At 63.6% G+C, this 21,377-nt stretch carries 20 protein-coding genes; 9 read left to right on the top strand and 11 right to left on the bottom strand.

The genetic code is table 11. The features are described 5' to 3' along the window. The first annotated feature begins 73 nt into the window (after window positions 1-73). From ACPP3B_RS09760 to xth, 8 genes are all read left to right on the top strand, one after another. On the top strand, window positions 74-637 hold the full coding sequence (locus tag ACPP3B_RS09760) for a GspH/FimT family pseudopilin (RefSeq protein WP_424858858.1): 564 nt from the start codon (window positions 74-76) through the stop codon (window positions 635-637). Between the two features lie 30 nt (window positions 638-667). Next, a complete protein-coding gene (gene pilV, locus ACPP3B_RS09755) occupies window positions 668-1,138 on the top strand; it encodes a type IV pilus modification protein PilV (protein WP_424858857.1) in 471 nt (156 codons plus the stop codon). After that, entirely contained in the window at window positions 1,135-2,154 is a 1,020-nt protein-coding gene (locus ACPP3B_RS09750) for a PilW family protein (RefSeq protein ID WP_424858856.1), read from the top strand. Before pilV ends, ACPP3B_RS09750 begins: the two co-directional genes overlap by 4 nt. Beyond that, on the top strand, window positions 2,151-2,711 hold the full coding sequence (locus tag ACPP3B_RS09745) for a pilus assembly PilX family protein (RefSeq protein WP_424858855.1): 561 nt from the start codon (window positions 2,151-2,153) through the stop codon (window positions 2,709-2,711). Before ACPP3B_RS09750 ends, ACPP3B_RS09745 begins: the two co-directional genes overlap by 4 nt. 1,760 nt (window positions 2,712-4,471) lie before the next feature. Continuing rightward, window positions 4,472-4,618, top strand: a complete 147-nt coding sequence (locus ACPP3B_RS09740; protein ID WP_424860176.1) for a pilus assembly PilX family protein — start codon at window positions 4,472-4,474, stop codon at window positions 4,616-4,618. 157 nt (window positions 4,619-4,775) lie between these two features. Next, window positions 4,776-7,730: a pilus assembly protein gene (locus ACPP3B_RS09735; RefSeq protein WP_424858854.1), complete on the top strand. Its 2,955-nt coding sequence runs from the start codon at window positions 4,776-4,778 to the stop codon at window positions 7,728-7,730. Window positions 7,731-7,740: 10 nt separating this feature from the next. Continuing rightward, window positions 7,741-8,142, top strand: a complete 402-nt coding sequence (locus ACPP3B_RS09730; protein WP_424858853.1) for a type IV pilin protein — start codon at window positions 7,741-7,743, stop codon at window positions 8,140-8,142. Between the two features lie 5 nt (window positions 8,143-8,147). After that, window positions 8,148-8,942 carry an exodeoxyribonuclease III gene (gene xth, locus ACPP3B_RS09725; protein WP_424858852.1) on the top strand — a complete coding sequence of 265 codons (795 nt, stop codon included), beginning with the start codon at window positions 8,148-8,150 and terminating at the stop codon, window positions 8,940-8,942. A 9-nt stretch (window positions 8,943-8,951) separates the two neighbouring features. Here xth and ntrC read toward each other — a convergent pair whose 3' ends face one another. The 7 genes from ntrC to ACPP3B_RS09690 form a co-directional block, all read right to left on the bottom strand. Continuing rightward, on the bottom strand, window positions 8,952-10,469 hold the full coding sequence (gene ntrC, locus ACPP3B_RS09720) for a nitrogen regulation protein NR(I) (RefSeq protein WP_299022969.1): 1,518 nt from the start codon (window positions 10,467-10,469) through the stop codon (window positions 8,952-8,954). A gap of 40 nt (window positions 10,470-10,509) precedes the next feature. After that, the gene (glnL, locus tag ACPP3B_RS09715; RefSeq protein WP_299022971.1) at window positions 10,510-11,601 is read right to left on the bottom strand and encodes a nitrogen regulation protein NR(II); all 1,092 of its coding nucleotides are present in this window, start codon (window positions 11,599-11,601) and stop codon (window positions 10,510-10,512) included. 7 nt (window positions 11,602-11,608) lie between these two features. Continuing rightward, window positions 11,609-12,178: a hypothetical protein gene (locus ACPP3B_RS09710; RefSeq protein WP_299022972.1), complete on the bottom strand. Its 570-nt coding sequence runs from the start codon at window positions 12,176-12,178 to the stop codon at window positions 11,609-11,611. A 117-nt stretch (window positions 12,179-12,295) separates the two neighbouring features. After that, a complete protein-coding gene (gene glnA / locus ACPP3B_RS09705) occupies window positions 12,296-13,711 on the bottom strand; it encodes a type I glutamate--ammonia ligase (protein WP_299022976.1) in 1,416 nt (471 codons plus the stop codon). A gap of 137 nt (window positions 13,712-13,848) precedes the next feature. After that, window positions 13,849-14,703, bottom strand: coding sequence for a competence/damage-inducible protein A (locus tag ACPP3B_RS09700; RefSeq protein WP_299022977.1), 855 nt, complete (start codon window positions 14,701-14,703; stop codon window positions 13,849-13,851). Further along, window positions 14,700-15,617 (bottom strand): EI24 domain-containing protein, encoded by a 918-nt coding sequence (locus ACPP3B_RS09695; RefSeq protein ID WP_299022978.1) that lies wholly within the window; start codon window positions 15,615-15,617, stop codon window positions 14,700-14,702. The genes ACPP3B_RS09700 and ACPP3B_RS09695 overlap by 4 nt, the downstream gene beginning before the upstream one ends. Before the next feature lie 23 nt (window positions 15,618-15,640). Next, a complete protein-coding gene (locus tag ACPP3B_RS09690) occupies window positions 15,641-16,390 on the bottom strand; it encodes a 16S rRNA pseudouridine(516) synthase (protein ID WP_299022981.1) in 750 nt (249 codons plus the stop codon). Between the two features lie 87 nt (window positions 16,391-16,477). Between ACPP3B_RS09690 and ACPP3B_RS09685 the strand changes: the two genes are divergently transcribed. After that, window positions 16,478-17,083, top strand: a complete 606-nt coding sequence (locus ACPP3B_RS09685; protein ID WP_299022979.1) for a DUF2062 domain-containing protein — start codon at window positions 16,478-16,480, stop codon at window positions 17,081-17,083. A gap of 24 nt (window positions 17,084-17,107) precedes the next feature. Here the strand turns inward: ACPP3B_RS09685 and ACPP3B_RS09680 are convergent, their stop codons facing one another. The 4 genes from ACPP3B_RS09680 to hemC are packed head-to-tail and all read right to left on the bottom strand — an operon-like array spanning window position 17,108 to window position 21,372. After that, entirely contained in the window at window positions 17,108-18,382 is a 1,275-nt protein-coding gene (locus ACPP3B_RS09680) for a heme biosynthesis HemY N-terminal domain-containing protein (RefSeq protein WP_424858851.1), read from the bottom strand. Window positions 18,383-18,430: 48 nt separating this feature from the next. Continuing rightward, window positions 18,431-19,567, bottom strand: a complete 1,137-nt coding sequence (locus tag ACPP3B_RS09675) for a uroporphyrinogen-III C-methyltransferase (protein ID WP_424858850.1) — start codon at window positions 19,565-19,567, stop codon at window positions 18,431-18,433. Next, the gene (locus ACPP3B_RS09670) at window positions 19,564-20,346 is read right to left on the bottom strand and encodes a uroporphyrinogen-III synthase (RefSeq protein ID WP_424858849.1); all 783 of its coding nucleotides are present in this window, start codon (window positions 20,344-20,346) and stop codon (window positions 19,564-19,566) included. Before ACPP3B_RS09670 ends, ACPP3B_RS09675 begins: the two co-directional genes overlap by 4 nt. A 6-nt stretch (window positions 20,347-20,352) precedes the next feature. Next, complete coding sequence (gene hemC / locus ACPP3B_RS09665) at window positions 20,353-21,372, bottom strand: hydroxymethylbilane synthase (protein WP_424858848.1); 1,020 nt, start codon at window positions 21,370-21,372, stop codon at window positions 20,353-20,355. Between the last annotated feature and the right edge of the window lie 5 nt (window positions 21,373-21,377).

Genomic DNA, 21,377 nt, shown 5'->3' with positions numbered 1-21,377 from the left:
GCGGTGCGTTCTTGTTCGGCCGCGCCCGCATGGTTACAGTCGTTGACGACTGGACCATCACCACGTACCGAGAATGTCACAACGACCCTCTCCCCGGCACGGCGCCGGCGTCACCCTCATCGAGCTGCTTGTCGTCATCGCGCTCGCTTCGCTTCTGGCCGGTATCGCCGTACCGTCTTTTAACGACACGATTCGCCGCAACCGCATCGACACCGCCGCCAATACATTCCTGAATGCGCTTAATTACGCACGAACCGAAGCCATACGCCGAAACACCTATATCACCTTGCGTAAGTCCGGTGACGAATGGGAAAATGGCTACCAAGCCTTTGTCGACTCAAACGGCGATGGTAACATCAATACCAACGAAGTCATAATCCGAACATGGCAAGGACTGCCAGCTGGTTACACGCTGCGATCCAACCAGGCGAACTTCACCAACTTCGTCCGCTACAACGCCCGCGGAGAAGTCGACAACAATGCCATCGGCGGCCATTTTATAGTCTGCTATAAAAATCAACTGCAAGGCGCCAAGGCGGTCATCCTGACCCGCATGCGCCCCGTCTTAGCGGTCGACACCGATGGTAACGGCGTTCCTGAGAGTGACAGCGCTGACATTTCCTCCTGCGAAACGTAATTTGGCCTAGTACCCACAATCACATGCAACATGTCACTTCAACCACTGCCCCCTCCCTCAATGGAACCCCGACATCTCGCCAGATCAGCAGGCTTCAGCTTGATCGAAGTTCTCGTCGCGTTGGTGGTGCTGGCTTTCGGGCTGCTGGGTGTCGCGGCCATTCAGATCAATGCACTCAAAACCAACCACTCGGCTGCGCAACGCAGTCAGGCAACGATGTTGGCGTACCTCATGCTAGACGCGATGAGGGCCAACGACACCGCTGCCAAAGCTGGCGACTACAACCTCGAAAGATCCTGTGAAATCCCCTCAGTAACGGGAACCCTAGTCGCCAACGACAGGAAATACTGGATGGAGAAACTCCACGAACAACTGGGTGAAGGCACTTGCGGCACCATCAACTGCGCAAGCAATGGCGTCTGCACCGTCGAAATCGAATGGAACGACAGCCGCGCGCGTGGCGACGAAAATCAAACCTTCGTGTTGACGACCCGTCTATGAACACTCACCGCCGCGCCACTCATCAATCGGGGCTCACACTGGTCGAAATGTTGGTCGCCCTGACCATTGGCCTCGTCGTCCTCACTGGGGTCGTCGGCGTTTTGATAGCCAATCGCCAAACGTATCGGACGAGTGAAGCACTCGCGCGCATGCAGGAAAATGCCCGCTTTTCCTTCGAAATTCTGGGGCGCTCGATACGCGCCGCTGGTGGTAATCCCTGCGGTGCATACAAAGTTGCCAATGTGCTCAACAACCGTTCCAGCGCATGGTGGGCGGATTGGAGCAATGCCATACGCGGTTTTGAAGGGGGCAACGCTGATCACGATTCCCAATTTCCTCAGGCGACCGGGAGCGGCCCGGCTGCCCGTATTGCCGGGACAGACGCTTTGATTACCTTGACCGGCTCCTTGGATACAGGGCTCCCCATCATCGACCATAATCCTAGCGCCGCCCAATTAAAAATCAATACGAACGCACATGGATTAAAGGATGGTGATATTGTTATCGCATGTGATACCCAACAGTCCGCCATCTTTCAAATTACCAACGCCAGCCCATCTAACAACGTCATTGTGCACAACACTGGAACCGGGAGCCCCGGCAATTGCAGCAAATATCTTGGCTATCCGACACCACCCAACTGTGGAGCGCCCGGCCCTAACAATGACCCGCCCCCCTATTCGTTTGAAAGCCGAGGATATTTGAATCGACTGAGTGCGCATGCGTGGTACATCGGCAATAACCCACGGGGCACCCGATCATTATATCGGATAAACCTATCGGGATCGTCTACTCAGATCGAAGAGGTCACACCGGATGTGTATGATTTACAACTCGACTACCTTGCTCAAGGCAGCAACAGCTATGTCAACGCGTCATCCATTACTGACTGGAATCAGGTGATTGCAGTACGCCTCGAGATCACGACCCAAGACCCCTTTGTCCGTGACAACAACGGTAATCCGCTGACGAGAAAGTGGTACACGATTTTTCGCGCGCGCAACATGCAGCCATGAAAACATGTCTTCTAAAGCCAACGCCACTGCCGCCTAGCCACTCACAACGCGGAGTTGCTCTCGCGGTCAGCCTTATCCTGCTGATTATTGTCACATTGCTTGCACTAAGCAATTTACAATCTGTCACGCTCGAAGAAAAAATGACTGCTGCGACGTATGATCGGCAGCTTGCGTTCCAGGCCGCTGAGGCGGCGCTACGCGAGGGTGAACAGTACGTTACTAACAATAAGCCAACACCTCAATACACGGATGCCGATAACACCTGCCCCAAAACCGCTATCAACAATTGTGCGGACGGGGTCTGCCCCGTTCCAGACAAGGATTGTCCACCCAGATGGCTGACATCAAGCGGATTTACCCAGTGGAAAAATGCGACGACGACAGTAAATGAACTAACGCCACAATATTTTATCGAGTTCATGAAAAATAATGCGGATTGCACAGACGGTGGGGTATCGGATCCCAAAAACTGCAAACTCTATCGCATAACCGGACGCGCCGGTGTTGTCACCGGTCGATCTACCGTCGTGTTGCAGTCACTGTACCGAACCGAATAGGAGCAGACGATGCAAAAGAACCATATCCTCCGATTCGCCTTACCGACTGCAGGGGCAGTGTTACTTTTTTCAGCTACATTGCACGCGCAACTGAGTATACCCAATCTACCACTAACTACGCCAACGAACGCGAAGCCCATGACGATGATTGTCGCGTCCAAAGATCATCGTCTTTTCTATGAAGCACACAATGATGCCAGCGATATAGACGGCGACGGTGTACTCGACATCCGATTCAAGCCAAATATTATTTATTTCGGACTTTTCGATTCAAACCTCTGCTACACATATAGTGGGTCCGGCCCCTCCGGTTTGTTTACCCCTGCGAATACGGCCACGAACGGAAAGTGTCCCGGACAATGGTCCGGCAACTGGCTCAACGACGTCGCCACCAGCAGGGTCGATGCGCTACGCAAGGTCTTATATGGCGGACATCGCGAGGTCGATACGGCGGATCAAACCATTTTACGTCGCGCCTACATACCGCAAGACGCACACTCGTGGGCCAAGGAATATACGAGTGCAAACGTGGATGGATATCGTATTTCTGATTATACCCCCTCGGGTGAACCCGACCCCGGAAAGCGTCATTTTTTTGGCCATTTGACTGCCAATGCGAATGTCAATTGCGCAACACTCAATCACTGCAGTGATCTTCCCCCTCTACTTTCTGTGGTGACGAACAGCACCAAACGGGTTTGGGAATGGGCAGCCTCGGAAAGGCCTGTACTGGATGGCTCACACGGCGGAACACGAACTAACTACACGGTTCGTGTCGAGGTATGTACAACATCTTTTCATGACGACTGCACGCAATATCCCTGCGGAAAATGGAAACCCGTTGGAGTACTGCATGACTACGGCGAAAACGATGCCATGTTATTTGGCTTAATTACTGGCAGTTACGATCGCAACATGGCGGGAGGACGACTGCGCAAAGTCGTCTCTTCATTCAAAAGTGAAATCAACCCATACGATGGGACGTTCAGCCCCAATGCAACCATCGTGCGTACATTCGATCGCCTGAGGATACGTGACTTCAATAATGGACGCACTGACACAGCCTATAGATCAGGTTGGGTGGCAACTCGACCACCTGACTCTGGAGAGTTCGTTGATTGGGGCGCTCCGTTTGGCGACATGATGTATGAAGCGGTTCGATACTTCGCAGGTAAGAAGAAAGCCACGCCAGAATTAGCCGGATCGACAACGATCGATGATCACGTTGGATTACTGTCCGCTGCCTGGGATGACCCGTACGACACACTCGCAAGTGCAGTGAAGGCACCTTACTGTGCCCGCGCGAATATGCTTGTCATATCCGACATCAACGTCTCATTCGATTCCGATCAACTTCCTGGCGTCGCACCGGAGTTTGGCAGTGGTGTTGGGGACGCTCTGGCATCCTTCAATGCGAGCGCCGAAGCAACCTATATTTCCAGCCATGAATCCGGTGTCGCCGGTCTCCGGTTTATTGGACAGGTTGGCACGAATTTCGACTCGATGCCTTCTCCAAAAAGCGTCACCTCGCTTGCAACCATTCGCGGTCTAGCACCCGAGGAGCCCACCAAACAGGGAATCGACTATTCCACGTCTGTCGCCGCATTCGCCAAACGCGGCGACTTGCGTTCTGATTTACCTACCCGCCAGTCCATTGATACCTTCATCGTCGCTCTTGCTTCACCACTACCGCGGATCGAAGTTCCTCTCAACGGCGGCCGACGCATCACACGCGTGCCATTCGCAAAATCTGTTAATACCTGGGTAACACCTTCCCGTGCAGCGACGGCGGGGCCAGTGACCCCAACAACTGCAAACGCTACCGCATCACCGCACGCAGCAATCCCGGCGCCGGGCGGGCGAGCGTGATGCTGCAGTCGATTTATTGGACGGAATGGGGAGAGTAAGATGTTTTGTCGTCAGCTTTTAAACTCCATTTTGCTAGCTGTTTTCGTTTGTATTTCAGGGATACCTGAGGCAAAGGCAGTAAGCATCCCAAACTATCCTTTGTTTATCGTGACCGGGAAGCCGAACGTATTGCTAATTCTGGATAATTCGAACAGTATGGACGAGGCGCCCAACGGCGAGGCCAGGGGCTCAAATAGTCCGGAAAGCAAATCAGAAATCGCGCGTCAAGTCGCTCGCAGTCTCCTCGACACCTATTTGAATCGCATCAACCTGGGTTTAATGGCTTATCGCCAAAACGAACCAACTGCTTCGTTTCTACACAACTCGCCCTACGATGTCAGCTATGATCCAGCCAATTACAATCCCAGCTACGCCGGCCCCCGCAGATCTTTGACAAAGCGTTTCCGTACTCCCAATCCGACTGATCCGGGCGGATTTATCTACTACAACGTCGCGCTTCCTTTTTATGCCAATTCAAACTACGGCAATGGCTTTTGTTATTCTCCAACTGCCGACTTTGATAATGGCGCAGAGACTTATCCGGGAGGCCCGTGGGATACGTATCGGTGTTTCCGCGTGAAAATCGGTACCAGCGATGGGGTCGTTTCCCCTTTGCCCAGCGGCGGTATCAGACCCGGGGAAGCGGCTCTCGGTTACGGTGTGCTGATAGGAAATTTTACGTTTTGGCCGACCGATAGTGACTTGGCCCAAGGCATTTTGGATTTCGGCAGATTGAATGCATGGACATTCGTCGGCAGAACCTGGTTTCGCAATGATTCGCCTGGGCGCGGTTTTTTACATGTTCCGATCAGTCCGTTGGATGCTGCGCACAGGGCATCCTTACTTGCCAAATTGAGATGCAATGTTCCTGGGCAGCCTTTGCCATGCAACGAAACTGGGATTCGCAATGCCGGCCTTACACCAATCGAGGGAACGTTGCTGACCGCGCGCGACTATTTCAGAGGGACTTGGACGAATACTGCTGAAGGTTACACTGCTTCCTGTTATCCTCTGCCGCAATCGTGCGGCAGGAATTTTGTTATTTTGCTCACCGATGGGTTGCCCTCTACTGATAGGAATGGTAACCCTGTGAGCAACCCAGCTACTGCGATTACGCAGGCTGCGTCTGCTGCTGCAGCATTGAGGGCAGAGGGGGTGGAAACGTATGTTATCGGCTTTGCTTTGCCATTTGGCGTAAATCCGACGACGTTGGACGCGATTGCTGCTGCGGGGGGCACTTCGAGGGCATATTCGGCAAGCGATTCAGCTTCGCTGAACGCGGTATTCGATTCGATTTTTCTGGATATCCTCAAAAAAGTTGGATCCGCGTCTTCAGTGACGGCCAACTCGACCTCGATTTCCTCAGATTCAGCAGTTTATCAAGCACTGTTCAATAGCCAAGAATGGTCTGGCGATCTCAAAGCCTATCCGGTAACTTCCTCCGGTGCGGGAGATACTCCCCTCTGGAAAGCCTCAGAGCATGTTCCTACGCCAGCCAGCCGCAAGATTTTTACCCGCTCCGGCGGCAGTGCGGTAGCATTTACTTGGACGAATCTTTCATCGAGTGACCAATCGGCGCTGGGCGGCGCTGACGTGGTGGACTACCTGCGCGGCGTGCGCAGCAAGGAACTGCAAAACGGCGGCAGCTTCCGCAATCGGCCAAAAAGCCCAGACAACGTGCTGGGTGACATCGTCCATTCCTCCCCGTTCTATGTGAAGGACACCAACACCGTCTATGTCGGCGCCAATGACGGGATGCTGCACGCCTTCAACGCGACGAACGGCCAGGAACTCTTCGCCTACATCCCGAGCGCGATGATGCCCAAGCTCAGGAACCTCTCAATGCCCACTTACACCCACGACTACTTCGTCGATGGCGACATCGCGGTCTCCAGCCAAAGCGACACCGGCGGCAAAAATTACCTCGTCGCCACCCTGGGTCGTGGCGGCAAAGGCTTGTTCGGGCTCGATGTCACCACGCCGGGCTCTTTTGCGACGACTCATGTCAAGTGGGAGTGCTTTGCCACGGGTGGTACGGTCAGCGCCTGCAACGGCGACAATGACTTGGGCTTCATGCTCGGCCGGCCGGTGATCGCCAAGATGAACGATGGCAACTGGGCGGTGATCGTCGGCAATGGCTACAATTCATCGAGCAGCAAAGCCGTGCTCTATATTTTCAAGCTCGACGATGGCACGTTGCTGAAGAAGATCGACACCGGCGTTGCCGGCGATAACGGCCTGGCCAGCCCGGGCGTCTTCGATAGCAACGGCGATGGCAAAATCGACTTCATCTACGCGGGCGACCTCAAAGGCAACGTCTGGAAGTTCGATGTCAGTCACTCCAACAAGAATCAGTGGGATGTCGCATTCAAGTCGGGTTCTACGCCGCAACCTTTCTTTACGGCAAAGGATGGGTCGGGAAATGCGCAGCCGATCACCGCGCAGATCACCGTCGCGGTCAATGATGTGACTGGCGACCCCAACTACGGCAAGCGCTATCTTTTTTTCGGTTCCGGCAGCTATTTCCGAAGCGGCGATCCGTCCGACACCCAGTTGCAGAGCTGGTATGGCCTGATCGACGAAGGCAGCCAGATTACCGGTCGCACGCAACTGAAACAGCGCAGTATCCAGCAAGAAGGCGTCTTCGATGGCAAAACGGTGCGCGTGTTTTCAGAAGCAACAGCCAATGATATGGCGGGCAAAAAGGGTTGGTATCTCGACTTTACGACGCGTACCGGCGAGCGGATCGTCACCGCTTCGAAACTCTATCGTCTGGTGAAGCCGACGCTGATCGCCAGCTCAATCATCCCCGTCGTCGATCCGTGCGTCCCCGGCGGGAACGGTTTTATCAATGCGATCGACCCCTTCAGCGGCGCACGCGTCAGTTTGCCGATTCTTGATGTCAATAACAATGGCGACTTCACGGATGATAAGCTCAATGGCAATTACATCGGCGGCTTCGATCCGAATGTCGGCATGCCCTCTGAACCGACGCTGGTGGGCGATCGGCTGGTCGCGGGCGGCTCCAGCGGGAGCGTTGCATCGATCAAGGTGAATTACGGCACGAAACGAACCGGGCGGATTTCATGGCGCGAGATCGTTCTTAATTGACGGGGGCACAATGAAAGCGAATCGACAACTGGGTTTCACATTAATCGAACTGATGATCGTGGTTGCCATTGTTGGTATTTTGGCGGCCATCTCTTACCCCTCTTACAAACAGCATGTCTTGAAGACGCACAGACGTGCTGCGCAGGCTTGCTTACTGGAACTGGCACAATGGATGGAACGTTACTACACTAACCATATAACCTATGCGGGCGCGACGCTACCGAACACGACGTGTCGCAATGACCTAGCAACCCGTTACACGTTCTCATTCAGTGGCACGCCGGATGCGAACTCCTACACGATTCAAGCCGTGCGCGTCACCCCTGGACCCCAGGCATCGGACGCGTGTGGCACGCTAACCGTCAATCACACCGGGGCACGATCGCCCACGACGGCTGGCTGCTGGGATTGAGACCCATGCACCTCGCCACCTGGAATGTGAACTCACTCGCCGTGCGCCTGCCGCACGTGCTCGACTGGCTGGCGGCGCACCCGGTGGACATACTAGCGCTGCAGGAGCTCAAACTCAGCGACGACCAATTTCCCGTGCAAGCGCTGCAGCAGGCGGGATACACAGCCGCGTGGTTCGGCCAAAAAACGTACAACGGCGTGGCGCTGCTGGTGCGCCGACCGGGCGCGCTGGCGGACGTGCAGCGTAACATCCCCGGCTTTGACGACGAACAGGCACGGATGATCGCGGCCACCGTGCAGCCGGCCACGGGGGCCGCGCCGCTGCGCGTGATTGGGGCTTACGTCCCCAACGGGCAGGCGCCGGGAAGCGACAAGTTTGCCTATAAGATGCGTTGGCTCGAAGCGCTGCGTGGCTGGATCGCTCAAGAGCTGGCACGCCACCCGCGGCTCGTGCTGATGGGGGACTTCAATATCACGGTGGACGACGCCGACGTGTGGGACCCCGAGGCGCTGCGCGACACCATCCATTGCACACGCGAGGAGCGCGCGCACCTGCAGGCACTCAAAGATTTGGGCCTGCACGACGCGTTTCGACTCTTTCCTCAGCCACCCAAAAGTTATTCGTGGTGGGATTACCGGCAGCTCGCTTTCCCCAAAAACCGCGGCCTGCGCATCGACCACATCTTCATCAGCGATGCGCTGCGCCCGCTGGCGCGCGCCTGCACCATCGACCGCGCACCGCGCAAATGGAAGCAGCCCAGCGACCATGCGCCCGTGGTGCTGGAACTGGCAGACGGATGACGCGCCCCATCACTCCAGCCCCAGCTCCTGAATTTTTCGCGTGATGGTGTTGCGACCGATGCCCAGGCGCTGGGCGGCTTCGATGCGCCGCCCGCGCGTGGCCTGCAGCGCGGCTTGAATCAGCCGCGTCTCGACGCGGCGCAGCAGCGCGTCCCACACGTCTGGCCGCCCGTGCGCCAGCATCGACAACACCTCGGTCTGCAACGCCGCTTCCCAGTCGGCACCCTGAGCCGGGACCGGCGCGGCGCGGTTCATGCCCCCGGTAGGCGCCCAAACCGGCCATTCGGTGCCCCGCTGCAGGCCCTCGGGCACCGCAGGGCCATCGGCGCGCGGCGTTGGGGCAGGCGCCGCATCGCGCTCTGACAGCGCGGCCAGTACTTCTGGCGGCAGGTCTTTGACCTCGACCACCTGCGCCGGGGCCATGACGGTGAGCCAATGGCAGAGGTTTTCCAACTGGCGCACATTGCCGGGAAAATCAAACGCCACCAATGCGGCCAGCGCCTGGTCGGATAAGCGCTTGGGCTCGACGGCCAACTGGCGCGCGCTTTGCTGCAGAAAAAACCGCGCCAGCAGCGGGATGTCCTCGCGCCGCTCGCGCAGCGGCGGCAGCCGCAGGCGAATGACGTTGAGGCGGTGGTACAGGTCTTCGCGAAACGCGCCTTCTTTGACCCGCTGCTCCAGATTCTGGTGCGTAGCGGCGATCACGCGCACGTTGGCCTTGATGGCACTGTGCCCTCCAACGCGGTAGTAGTGTCCATCCGACAACACGCGCAGCAGCCGCGTCTGCAGCTCGAAAGGCATGTCGCCGATCTCGTCGAGAAACAGCGTGCCCCCTTCTGCCTGCTCGAAGCGGCCGCGCCGAAGTGTCTGCGCCCCTGTGAACGCGCCACGCTCGTGACCGAACAGCTCGGACTCCAGCAGATCCTTGGGAATGGCCGCGGTGTTGATGGCGACGAACGGCCCGCGTGCACGGGGCGAGTGCTTGTGTAGCGCGCGCGCAACCAGCTCCTTGCCCGTCCCCGACTCGCCGGTGATGAGCACCGTGACGTGGCTTTGGCTCAAGCGGCCAATGGCGCGAAAGACGTCCTGCATCGCGCTGGCCTGGCCCAGGATCTCCGGCGCTGCCTCCAACGCCTCCTGTGCCACTTCCTCGCGCTGGCTTTCGGCCACCGCGCGCCGGATGAGCTCCACTGCCTTGGGCAAATCGAACGGCTTGGGTAAATACTCGAACGCACCACCCTGAAAGGCCGCCACCGCGCTGTCGAGATCCGAATACGCGGTCATGATGATGACCGGCAGCGTCGGGTGCTGGCGCCGGACTTTTTCCAACAACTCCAGGCCCGAGCCGCCCGGCATGCGGATGTCGCTGACCAGCACCTGCGGCCCTTCGTCGGCACCGTCGGCCAGCGCGTCGAGCACCGCTTTGGGGCTGTCGAAGCTGCGCGTGGGCAGGCCCTCGCGCGCCAGCGCCTTTTCCAGCACGAAGCGGATGGAGGGGTCGTCGTCAGCAATCCAGATCGGTTTCATGCGCGGCACTGCTCACTGTGTCCCCGGCCGCGGCCCCCCGTCAGGGCAGCGGGATGAGGATCTTGAAATCGGTGTGTCCCGGTCGGCTGTCGCATTCGATCAGGCCTTGGTGCTGCTGCACGAAGGTCTGTGCCAGCGTCAGGCCCAGACCCGAGCCGCCATCCCGACCCGACACCAGCGGGTAGAAGATGCGGTCCTTGATCTCCTCCGGCACGCCGGGACCGTTGTCGATGACATGCAATTCCAGTGCCAGCCGAAAGCGCCGCTTGCCAAACGTGACTTGCCGCTGCACACGGGTGCGAAACGTCAGCCGCGCGTCGCCCGCGGCGATGCGTTCCTTGAGCGCATGGGCCGCGTTGTGCGCCAGGTTCAACACGGCCTGGATGAGCAGCTCGCGGTCGCCGCGAAATTCAGGGATGGACGTGTCGTAGTCGCGCACCACCTGCAGCCCGCGTGGAAACTCGGCCAGGATGATGGCGCGCACACGCTCGCACACCTCGTGGATGTTGACGTCGGCCATGACCGGCGCCCGGCGATGCGGGGCCAACAGCCGGTCGACCAGCGACTGCAGCCGATCCGCCTCGTGCACGATGACGGTGGTGTACTCGACCAGATCGTCGCGGTCGGCCAGCTCCAGCTGCAGCAACTGGGCCGCGCCACGGATACCGCCGAGCGGGTTTTTGATCTCGTGCGCCAGGTTGCGGATCAGCTCTTTGTTGGCCTGGGCCTGCTCCAGCAGCCGCTCCTCGCGCTCTTGCCGGGTTTGCTGCTCCAGCGGCAGCATTTCCACCACGCGGTGTCCCGGCCACTCGGTCGTCGCCAACACCAGGTGCACCGGCAGCGGCTCGCGCAACAGTCGCTTGAGGTGGGTGTCATAGCGGATGACCGCATATTCGTTGCCGCGCGCGCCCTGCAGCGCGTTCTGCAGCAACTCGGGCTGGGTCAACCATTCGGATAGGGGCACACCTGCGAGCGTGCGGCGCGACAGACCGACCGCGTCCTCCAGCGCGTGGTTGGCGTAGCGGATATGCCCGCCATCATCGACCACGGCCACCAGCGTGGCCAGCAGGTCCAGCGCGGCCAGGTGCTGCGGGTCGACGCCACCGTCCGAGGGCGAGGATCGGCGCACCATTCCACCCTCAGCGCCCGCCGCCCAGGCGGTCGATCTCGCGCCGAATGGCCGCCACGTCCGCCTGCGCCCGCTCCACGCGCGTGCGCAGCTCCTCCACTCGCGCTTGGTAGCGGGGCGAGTCGGTGCGCTCATCGGCCAAGCGCGGCGGCTTGCCGTCGGCGTAATCGGCGCGCGCCTGCGCCAGCCGCTCCTCGGCGCGGCGCAACTCCTGCTCCAGAATGCGGCGCGCCTCGGCGTCGCGCGCACGTTGCTGGTCGGGGTCGACGCGCTCCGCCGGGGTGCGGGCGCCATTGGCCGTGGCACCGCTGCCACCCGCGCCGCCGCTGGATGCGTTGGTCGAGGCGGGCGCCGGCGCTGCCGGGCGCGCGCCCTCGACGATGGTCAGATTGGCGCCCTGCACCTCGCGACAGCCACGCGCGGCCGGGTTGGGGCCGGGGTTGTTGGTGTATTCGTTGCCGCAGCGCCAGATGGTCGAGCCGCCCTGTGCCCACACCGGCGTTGCCACCGCCCACGCCAGCGTAGCGGCCAGCACCCCACCCGCCATCCCTCGAAACGTCTCGTCACGGGTCCACGCCATATCGTCCTCACTTGCTCACACACGGGCCACAGTATCGGACAAAACACGCGGGGCGGCACCTGGCCGCCCCTTTGTTCGCTCATTGGCCCCGGCTGCAAGCGGGGCCAATCCGCACGCTTACAGGCTGAAGTACATGTCGTACTCGGTCGGGGTAACCTCGACGCGGGCGCGGGTGACTTCCTGCATCTTGAGCTCGATGTAGGCGTCGATCATGGAGTCGGTGAACACACCGCCCTTGGTCAGGAAGGCGCGGTCCTTGTCCAGGTAGTCCAGCGCTTGATCCAGGCTGTGGCAGACGGTCGGCACCAACTTGTCCTCTTCCGGCGGCAGGTGGTACAGGTCCTTGGTCGCGGCCTCGCCCGGGTGGATCTTGTTCTCGACACCGTCCAGCCCCGCCATCAGCAGCGCGGCAAAGCACAGGTACGGGTTGGCCATCGGGTCGGGGAAGCGCGCTTCGACGCGACGCGCCTTCGGGTTGGCCACGTACGGGATACGGATGGAGGCCGAGCGGTTCTTGGCCGAGTACGCGAGCTTGACCGGCGCCTCGAAGTGCGGCACCAGGCGCTTGTAGCTGTTGGTCGTCGGGTTGGTGATGGCGTTGAGCGCGCGCGCGTGCTTGATGATGCCGCCGATGTAGTACAGCGCAAAATCGCTCAGCCCCGCGTAACCGTCGCCGGCGAACAGGTTTTTGCCGTCCTTCCAGACCGACTGGTGCACGTGCATGCCGCTGCCATTGTCACCGTGGTAGGGCTTGGGCATGAAGGTCGCCGTCTTGCCGTAGCTGTTGGCCACGTTCCAGATCACGTACTTGAGCACCTGCGTCCAGTCGGCACGCTCGACCAGGGTGCTGAACTTGGTGCCGATCTCGCACTGGCCGGCACCCGCCACCTCATGGTGGAATACCTCGACCGGGATGCCCAGCGACTCCAGGATCAACACCATCTCGGCGCGCATGTCGTGCGTGCTGTCCACCGGCGGCACGGGGAAGTAGCCACCCTTGGTACGCGGCCGGTGGCCGCGGTTGCCATTCTCGAACTTCGCGCCGGTATTCCAGGGTGCTTCGTACTCCTCGATCTCGTAGAAGCAGTGCCCGGGCTGGGTGCTCCAGCGCACGCCGTCGAACAGGAAAAACTCGGGCTCGGGGCCAAAGTAGGCGGTGTCGCCCAGGCCGGAGGCCTTCAGGTATGCCTCGGCGCGCTTCGCGATGGAGCGCGGGTCGCGGTCGTAGGCCTTGCCGTCGCTGGGCTCGATGACATCACACTGCAAAAAGAGCGTGGTTTCTTCGAAGAACGGGTCGATGTTGGCGGTGTTGGGGTCGGGCATGAGCAGCATGTCCGACGCTTCGATGCCCTTCCAGCCCGCGATGGACGAACCGTCGAACGCGTGGCCCGAGGTGAACTTGTCTTCGTTGAAGGCGGAGATGGGCACGGTCACGTGCTGCTCTTTGCCGCGGGTATCGGTGAAGCGAAAGTCGACGAATTTGACGTCGTTTTCTTTCACCATGTTCATCACGTCAGCGACGGTCTTGGCCATCAGAATGCTCCTACTAAAGGGTCGGGTCGAAGAAAAACGGTCGCGGGGGAAATGCAGTTTCCATGCCAGCGCTCACCGGCCATGCTCACCATGAGAGCGGTCATTCACTTTGGCACTATTTTGGTGCGGAAGACCCATCATGGTGCATCCCCACCGCGCACCAATTCGGGGCCCAGCCGCGCCGACTGGGCAAGCAACGCACCGCGCATCGCATCATACGCCGCCGCCACGGCCGCTGGCTCGCCTTTGACGCCCAGCTCGATGTGGCGCCCATATTCGGGGTGGTCGACACTGGGCAGGCTAAAGACCTTGACACCCGGGTAGTCGGCCTCGATACGCTCCATCAACGGCGTCAAGGCGGCCTCCATAGCGCCATAGACGATGACCGAGCGCTCGGCCTGCGCCGCCCGCCCGTGGCAGGCGGGGTATTGGGTGTCGAGCACCCATTCGATCATCGGCCACGCCATGACCGGAAAGCCCGGCACGAAGTGAACCGTGCCACCCCCAGGCCCATCGCACGAGAAGCCCGGAATGCGGTTGTACGGATTGGGAATAAGGCGCGCGCCCACCGGGAAAACACCCATGTTGAGCCGGTGCACGTTGTCGGGGCGATCGGGTTCGTAGGGCACGCCCTGCTCGGCCGCCACCTCGCGCATGCGCTGCTCGATCAGTTCCTTGGCCTGCGGGTGCAGCACCGCCTGTACGCCCAGCGCGGCAGCGGCTGCTTGGCGCGTGTGGTCGTCCGGCGTGGCGCCGATGCCACCGGTAGAAAACACGACATCCGCGCTGGCAAACGCCTGCCGCAGCACATCGGTGATGGCGGCGCGATCGTCGCCCACGTAGCGCGCCCACGACAGCGCCAGTCCGCGTGCCCCTAGCAGCTCGATCACCTTGGACAGGTGTTTATCCTGCCGTTTGCCAGACAGGATTTCGTCCCCGATGACGATGAGACCGAAGCGCGGCACACGCACCGGCACGGCAGAGTCTTTCATGACGCAGGAGGGTTGGGGGCCGAGGCGGGAGGGGGTGCTGGCAAGGGGCGTGCCGGCACGTCGATGACCGCACCGTCGGCCGCAGCCGGATCCGACGATGCTACCGTGGACGGCGCCGGGTTGGCGCGGCGCAACTCGGCCAGGGCCTGCAGCAGGTAATGGGCGAACCACAGCGAGCCAAACGCAAACACCAGCGCGTAGATCCAGATGGCCAGCGGGATGAGCAACGGTGCCAGCGCGATGAACATCGCGCCTGACGCCCACAACAGGCTGGGTGCCGCGCCCAGCAAGCCGACCAGCACGCCCATGACCAACAGCGGCACGCGGTGCGCGGTCAAGAGGGCACGTCGCTCGTCGGCCGAAGCGTGCTCCGCCAGCGCATCGTAGGCAAAAACGCGGTAGGTCAGCCAGCCCCAGATGAGCGGTGGCAGTACCAGCACCAACGGTGGAATCAGCCAAAAGGGCAATGACAGCACCAGCATCAGCAGCGCCAGCAGGGTAGACCACAGCGACCACCCCAGGCTGCCCCAAAAGCCCCCGCCGCGCTTGCGTTGCAGGTCCGGGAAACGCCGCTGCGCGACCAGCTCGACCATGGCCGGTGTCATCAAAAACGCCACCAGCAACAGGGACGCGACGACGATGAGGGGCGTGGCCAGCACCAGCACCACCAGCGGCGCCACCACGGTGCGCAACGCGCCCAGACCGACGCTGTCCAGCCAGCCCAGCACGAACTCGACCAGTGCCCAACTCTCCAGCCAGGCCAGCACGGCATCGACGGCCCGATCCCAGAACAGGTAGCCCAGCGCGAAGGCCCCCGCCACCATCAACACCAGCGGCAGCAACGACAGCCCAATCACCCGCGGGTGTAGGCAATAGGCCACCGAGCGCCAGAAAGAACCGAGCAAGACGCGCATACCGCAAGCATAACCGCACGACGTCACGACCGCGCCGCGCCTTGCAGCGCCGCCACTTCGTCCGCACCGAGCCAGCGCCACTGCCCCGGGGCCAGGTCGGGCGGCAGTGTCAGCGGGCCGACGGCGCTGCGGTGCAGCACCTCGACGCGGTTGCCCACGGCGGCCACCATGCGCTTGACCTGGTGGTAGCGGCCCTCGGTCAAGGTCAGCCGCAGTCGATGGGCATCGATCGGCTCGACGCCGACCGGCACGGCCGGCCGCGGATCGTCGTGCAGCACCACGCCCGCGCGCAGGCGCTGCAGCTGCGTGTCGTCGAGCGCGTGCTTACAGGTGACGACGTACACCTTGGGCACGTGGTGACGCGGCGAGGTCATCCGGTGGATGAAGGCACCGTCATCGGACAGCAACAGCAGGCCGGTGGTGTCCTGATCCAGCCGTCCAATCGGCTGCACCCCTGCCGCCGCGCCACCGGGGCGCTGGCGCAACGGCGCAGGCAGCAGAGTGAGCACCGACGGCCAGGCCGACGGGCGGCGCGAGCACTCGTAACCCGCGGGTTTGTGCAGCATCAGGTACGCGCGTGGCTGGTAGGGCCAGCGCTGGCCGTCCACCCAAAACACCCAGCCAGCCCCCGCTTGCTCGGGCGGCAGCGGCGCATCGGGATCGGTCACGGGGCGCCGCTCGTCACCGACCTCGACTAGGCCCGCCCGCACCAGCGCCCGACAGGCGCGGCGCGTGCCGAAACCCTGCGAATACAACACATCTTCCCATCGCATCATGGGGCATGAGCATAACGGGCGATGACCCGCTGAACCAGCGACGGCGGAATCGGTCAAAATCGCGTCATCGACACACGACCCTCCATGAAAGACCTCGTCCTGTCCCTGCTGCCCAGCCGCGAACGGTTGCACAGCATGCGCTGGTTGCGCTGGCTGTCACCCTATCTGCACCATCCGCGGCTGTGGCATCTCAACCGCAAAGGGCTGGCACTCGGGCTGGCACTGGGGGTCTTTTTTGGATTGCTGATCCCAGTGGCCCAGATCCCGGCATCGGCCACGTTGGCCGTGCTGCTGCGGGCCAACCTGCCGGCGGCAGTCGCCAGCACGTTGGTCACCAACCCGGTGACGTTCGGGCCGGTGTACTACGGAGCCTATAAGCTGGGGGCGTGGGTTTTGCAAAGCGAGCCCGGCCCGGGGGTGACGACGGGCCCGGAAGGCATTATCCTGGCCACCCCCGGCGCGTCCATGGAGAGTACCGTTGACGATGGGGCAAACCGGCCTTGGTGGGCGTGGGCTGCCGATCTCTGGCATTGGGTTTCCGGCATCGGCAAGCCGCTTGCCGTGGGGCTGGCGATCGTGGCCAGTGTGACCGGGATCGTGGTCTATGGTCTCGTCAATGCTCTGTGGGTGTGGAGGGTGCGGCTGGCGCGCCGTCAACGCCTGCGTCGGCGCGAAACGGCGGCCAAATAGCCACTGCCCGGCCGCCGCCTACTCTCAACCCTGCGCCGCGCGTTTCCACGCGTCGCGTGCCGCTGCCTCGTCCCCGCGCTCCTCGGCGAGTTCGGCCAAGGCGCACCAGCACCGGCGGCGCAGCTCGGGCTCGTCCAGGCGCGGGGCCACCTGTTGCAGCAACGTCTGCGCCTTGCCCCACAGGCCCCGGGCGCGGTAGGCCTGCCCTGCCAGATACTGCAACCCCACATCGGCGGGCAGGCGCCGCTGGGCCTCCTCCAGCCTGGGCAACCAAGCGGCGTCCAGGCGCGGCAGCCACGGCTCCACGAGGCCGGCGGCGCGCAGCCGCTCGCTCGCCGACAGCGTGTCGTACCCCGCCCAGGCGACGCGGATGGCCTCGTCGACCGCGCGCGGCAGCGGCCCTTCCGGCGCCAACTGTCCCTGCCCTCGCATACGCTGGGCGTGCGCGAGTAGCGCCAGCGCACGCGCGGGGTCGCGGCGCTCGTCGCCCTGCTGGTTGCGCCAAACGGCCTCGAGCCCTTCCTCATCGCGCACGTCACGTAGGGCTTCCGTCCACAGGCCGCGCAGCACGGTGCGCACGGCCTCGGCCGAAAACGCCCGGTGCTTGGCCAGCAAGCGCGCCATGTCGAGTGCCGCCCGGTTGTCACGCCGCAATTGGGCCAGCCGCAGCCGCAGCCGCACCGCCTGGATGCGCCGCGCCGCGCCCTGGGGCAACTCCGCCAGCCAGCGCGCGGCGGCTTCGGCGTCGCGGGCGTCGAGCGCCCACTCGGCGGCCCGCAGCAGGGCCCCCTCGCGGGCCTCGGGTGCCCCTCGCGAACGCGTGGGGTCGATGGCCGCGGCCAGCCACGCGTCACGCTGCTCGCGCTGGCTGAGCTGGTGCGCGCTCTCGGCGGCGGTCAGGTGCGCCAGCACCCACATGGCGTCGGTGTACGGCAAGGCATCGCGGTCGGTGCTGCGCAGGCGCGCCATCGCCTCGCGCGCCGCGTTTTGCGCACGCACGAACCGCCCCCCGAGCTGATAGCCCCAGGCCTGCAGCAACAGGCCAACCGTGGCGCGCTCCTGCTGCAGGGCGCGCCAGCGGCTCGCGCGGCGCGGCAACTCGCGCAGCAACGCGACGCCGCGCAGCGCCCCATAGACGACGACGAACCCCACCACCAGGGCGATGACGACCAGGTTGAACGAGACATCGACGCGCCAGGGCGGCCAAAAGAGGGTCACGGTGGCGGGGTTGTCGCCCATCAGCAGCGCCGCGACGACCGCCAGCGCCGCGATAAACAACAGGCCAAAGATGCCCCTCACGGTCGACCTCCGTCGGCCCCATGGACTGCAAGGGCGCTGACTCGCACGTCAGCGCCCTCCGGCAGCGGCGGCCAGCGCGGCCAGCGTCTCGTCGGGACGCGGCAGCGTTTCGTGGCGCAGATCGCGCTCCAGCTCGGCCAGCGTCTGCAGCGCCTGGCGCACGCGCGCCGAGTCGGTGTCGAAATAGCGGCGCAGGTGGCGCTCGACGGCACGCACGTCGGCACGCGCGCTGTCGAACTGGCGCGCCAGCACGCCGAGCCGGGCGTTGACCAGGCTCAAGCGGACGTTCTCGCGCAAGAAGTAAGCCTGCTCCGGCGCCAGCAGCACGGCCTCGGGCTGGTCGATGCGGCGAATGCGCACCAGGTCGCGCGCGGCGGCGCGCAAACGCGCCCAGCCCGCCTCGACCCAAGGCTGTACCGCCGCCCGCCAGCGCGCCCACCGATCGTCGGCAGCCTTGGCCGGCGCAGCCGCCGGTTCGGGCTCGTGTGGCGTCTCGCGCTCGGCGGCGACGGGCTCGGGCGTGCCGACGGGTTCGTCCAACGGCGGCCCGGCGCGCAGCGGCCACTCGTCCACCGCGCGAGCCAGCTCATCCAGGCGCGTCACGAGGGCAGGCACGTCCAGCAACGACGCCGCGCGGATACGCTCGAGGTCGCGCGCGATGGCGCGCTGCACCGGGTTCAGGCGCGGCTGGGCGGCGCGCTCGATGCGCTGCTGCGCCCCCTGCAAAGCGACCACGATGGGCTGCACGCTGCCGGTGAGCTGGCTTTGCTGGATGGCCAAGCGTAACGCGGCCTCCAGGTCTTGCACCAGCGCATCGTCGCGCGAGCGCGACACCGACAGCATCAGCTCTTCCAGCTGCGAGCGCTGCAGCGACACCTCGGACAGCTTGAGCTCGGCCACGCCGATGCGGGCCTGCAACTCGGCCACGGTGGCCTGCGCCTGCTCGGCCAGGGCGCGCGTGGCGGCGGCGTCGGCCTGGGTATCGGCGCTGCGGCGGGCCAGCTCCTCCTGCACACGCGCCACCCGTTGCCAGAGCACGACGCTGGCCGCCAGCGACAGCCCCGCCACCAGCACCGCTGCGAGTGGCCACCCGCGCGCAGCACCACCCGCCATCGCAGCCGGGCGCGGCGGTACCGCCCCGCTCGGTGCCGCGGGTTCTGGGGAGAGCGTCACGGTATCGTTCACGCCAAGGATTCTAGGGCCTGCAGCACGTCGGGCAACGCAGGGCGGCAGGTGTGGACCCGACCCACCCCCAGGGCACGGGCGACGTCGGCGATACGGGGGTGCGTGGCGATGGCCTGGGTGTGACCCCACGGCGCTTGCGGCAGCAGTTGCGGCAGGTTGGCGATGGCCTCACTGCTGCTGAACAGCCACACCGCGCCCGGCCCCACGGCTAGCCGCGCCTGCTGCGCGCGATCGGCGTCCCACGTGGGCGGCACGCGCCGGTACACGACGCGCTCCACGACCTGCGCGCCGACCTCGCGGCAACGCTGCGCCAGCCAGTCGCGTCCGGTGCGCCCGTCGGGCGACGCCCCGCGCACGATCAGCACACGCGCGCCGGGGGCCAGTTGTTGCCGCACCAGCGGCCACAGCGCTTCGGAGTCCATCTGGGCAGAATCCCGCGGAGGGTGATCGATGCGCCCCGGATCGACCCCCCACGCCCGCCAGGCCTGGGCCGTGCCCTCGCCAGGTGCCCAGCAGCGCACGCCGTCGGGTGGCGCGGGCACACCGGCGGCGCGCAACACCTCGACCGACGCCGGGCTGACCGCCATCACCGCAGCCCAGCCGTGCCACGGCCCCATCATGGCGCGCAGCGTCGCCGCGTCCGCCACCGGGGCAATGTCGATCAGCGGTAGGGGCAGCACAGCCCAACCGGCCTGGCGCAGCGCCGCCACCCAGGGCGCCGCCTGCGCGGCCGGCCGGGTCACGACCACCGTGGGGCGCGGCGCGGCGACGGGTGACACGGCGCCCTACTCCGGCATGCGGATCCGGGCCCCGCGGTCGATCAGGGCTTGCGCCACGCGCGCGCCAGCGGCCTCGGCGCTGGCCAGATCGGTCACGTCGGCCTCGACGGCTGCCCGCAGCAGCAGCGATGCCGCCCCTTCGGCATCCCCCCAGGCGGCCTCGACACGCAACCGTGCCGCCTCACTCGGCGCTGGCGGCGGCGCCTCGACCCAGGTGGCGTGCGCGGCCAGAGGCACCGAACAACTACCCCCCAGCGCGCGCGAGACGGCGCGCTCCGCCGCCACCGCGGCCCACGTCGGCCAGTGGGCCAGCGGTGCCAGCGCGGTGGCGACGTCGTCACGCTCGATGCGGATTTCGATCCCCAGCGCCCCCTGCCCTGCCGCGGGCAGCATCTCGCGGGTCTCGAACACACGCCGGATGCGCGTCTCCAACCCCAGCCGGCGCAGGCCGGCGGCCGCCAGCACGATGGCGTGATAGCGGCCCTCGTCGAGCTTGCGCAGGCGGGTATCCAGGTTGCCGCGCAGCGGCTCGATGGAAACGTCCGACCGCCCCAGGCGCGCCAGCGCCTCGCGCAGCAACACCACCCGCCGCAGGCTGGACGTACCAATCACCGCCCCCGCGGGCAAGCCCTCGGGCCCGTCGCACACGGGCGACACCCAGGCATCGCGCGGGTCTTCGCGCGCCATCACGCAAGCCAGCCGAAACCCCGCGGGCAGCTCCATCGGCACGTCTTTGAGGGAATGCACCGCCAAATCCGCCCGGCCCTCGTCCATCGCCACTTCCAGCTCCTTGACGAACAGGCCCTTGCCGCCCACTTTAGACAGCGCCCGATCGAGGATCTGGTCGCCGCGCGTGGTCATGCCCAGCAGGCGCACCCGGTGCCCAAGGCGTTGCAGATGGTCGCGCACATGCTCGGCCTGCCACAGGGCCAAGCGGCTTTCGCGGGTGGCGATGGTCAGGTCGAGGGGGGGGAAAGCAGTGTCGGGCTGGGCGCACCCAGCCCCGGAGCGTGCAGAGGACGACATGCCGG

It is taken from the genome of Tepidimonas sp. HKU77, from assembly GCF_049728535.1.
GTDB lineage: Bacteria > Pseudomonadota > Gammaproteobacteria > Burkholderiales > Burkholderiaceae_C > Tepidimonas.
Note: the sequence above shows the minus strand (reverse complement) of the source record. Positions and strands in the feature narration are given on the sequence as shown.

Coding starts and splice junctions, on each gene's coding strand:
- ACPP3B_RS09750 (WP_424858856.1), top strand. CDS start 1,135: ATGAACACTCACCGCCGCGCCACTCATCAATCGGGGCTCACACTGGTC.
- pilV (WP_424858857.1), top strand. CDS start 668: ATGTCACTTCAACCACTGCCCCCTCCCTCAATGGAACCCCGACATCTC.
- ACPP3B_RS09685 (WP_299022979.1), top strand. CDS start 16,478: ATGAAAGACCTCGTCCTGTCCCTGCTGCCCAGCCGCGAACGGTTGCAC.
- xth (WP_424858852.1), top strand. CDS start 8,148: ATGCACCTCGCCACCTGGAATGTGAACTCACTCGCCGTGCGCCTGCCG.
- hemC (WP_424858848.1), bottom strand. CDS start 21,372: ATGTCGTCCTCTGCACGCTCCGGGGCTGGGTGCGCCCAGCCCGACACT.
- glnA (WP_299022976.1), bottom strand. CDS start 13,711: ATGGCCAAGACCGTCGCTGACGTGATGAACATGGTGAAAGAAAACGAC.
- ACPP3B_RS09760 (WP_424858858.1), top strand. CDS start 74: ATGTCACAACGACCCTCTCCCCGGCACGGCGCCGGCGTCACCCTCATC.
- ACPP3B_RS09730 (WP_424858853.1), top strand. CDS start 7,741: ATGAAAGCGAATCGACAACTGGGTTTCACATTAATCGAACTGATGATC.
- ACPP3B_RS09710 (WP_299022972.1), bottom strand. CDS start 12,178: ATGGCGTGGACCCGTGACGAGACGTTTCGAGGGATGGCGGGTGGGGTG.
- ntrC (WP_299022969.1), bottom strand. CDS start 10,469: ATGAAACCGATCTGGATTGCTGACGACGACCCCTCCATCCGCTTCGTG.
- ACPP3B_RS09745 (WP_424858855.1), top strand. CDS start 2,151: ATGAAAACATGTCTTCTAAAGCCAACGCCACTGCCGCCTAGCCACTCA.
- ACPP3B_RS09700 (WP_299022977.1), bottom strand. CDS start 14,703: ATGAAAGACTCTGCCGTGCCGGTGCGTGTGCCGCGCTTCGGTCTCATC.
- ACPP3B_RS09735 (WP_424858854.1), top strand. CDS start 4,776: ATGGACGAGGCGCCCAACGGCGAGGCCAGGGGCTCAAATAGTCCGGAA.
- ACPP3B_RS09690 (WP_299022981.1), bottom strand. CDS start 16,390: ATGCGATGGGAAGATGTGTTGTATTCGCAGGGTTTCGGCACGCGCCGC.
- glnL (WP_299022971.1), bottom strand. CDS start 11,601: ATGGTGCGCCGATCCTCGCCCTCGGACGGTGGCGTCGACCCGCAGCAC.
- ACPP3B_RS09695 (WP_299022978.1), bottom strand. CDS start 15,617: ATGCGCGTCTTGCTCGGTTCTTTCTGGCGCTCGGTGGCCTATTGCCTA.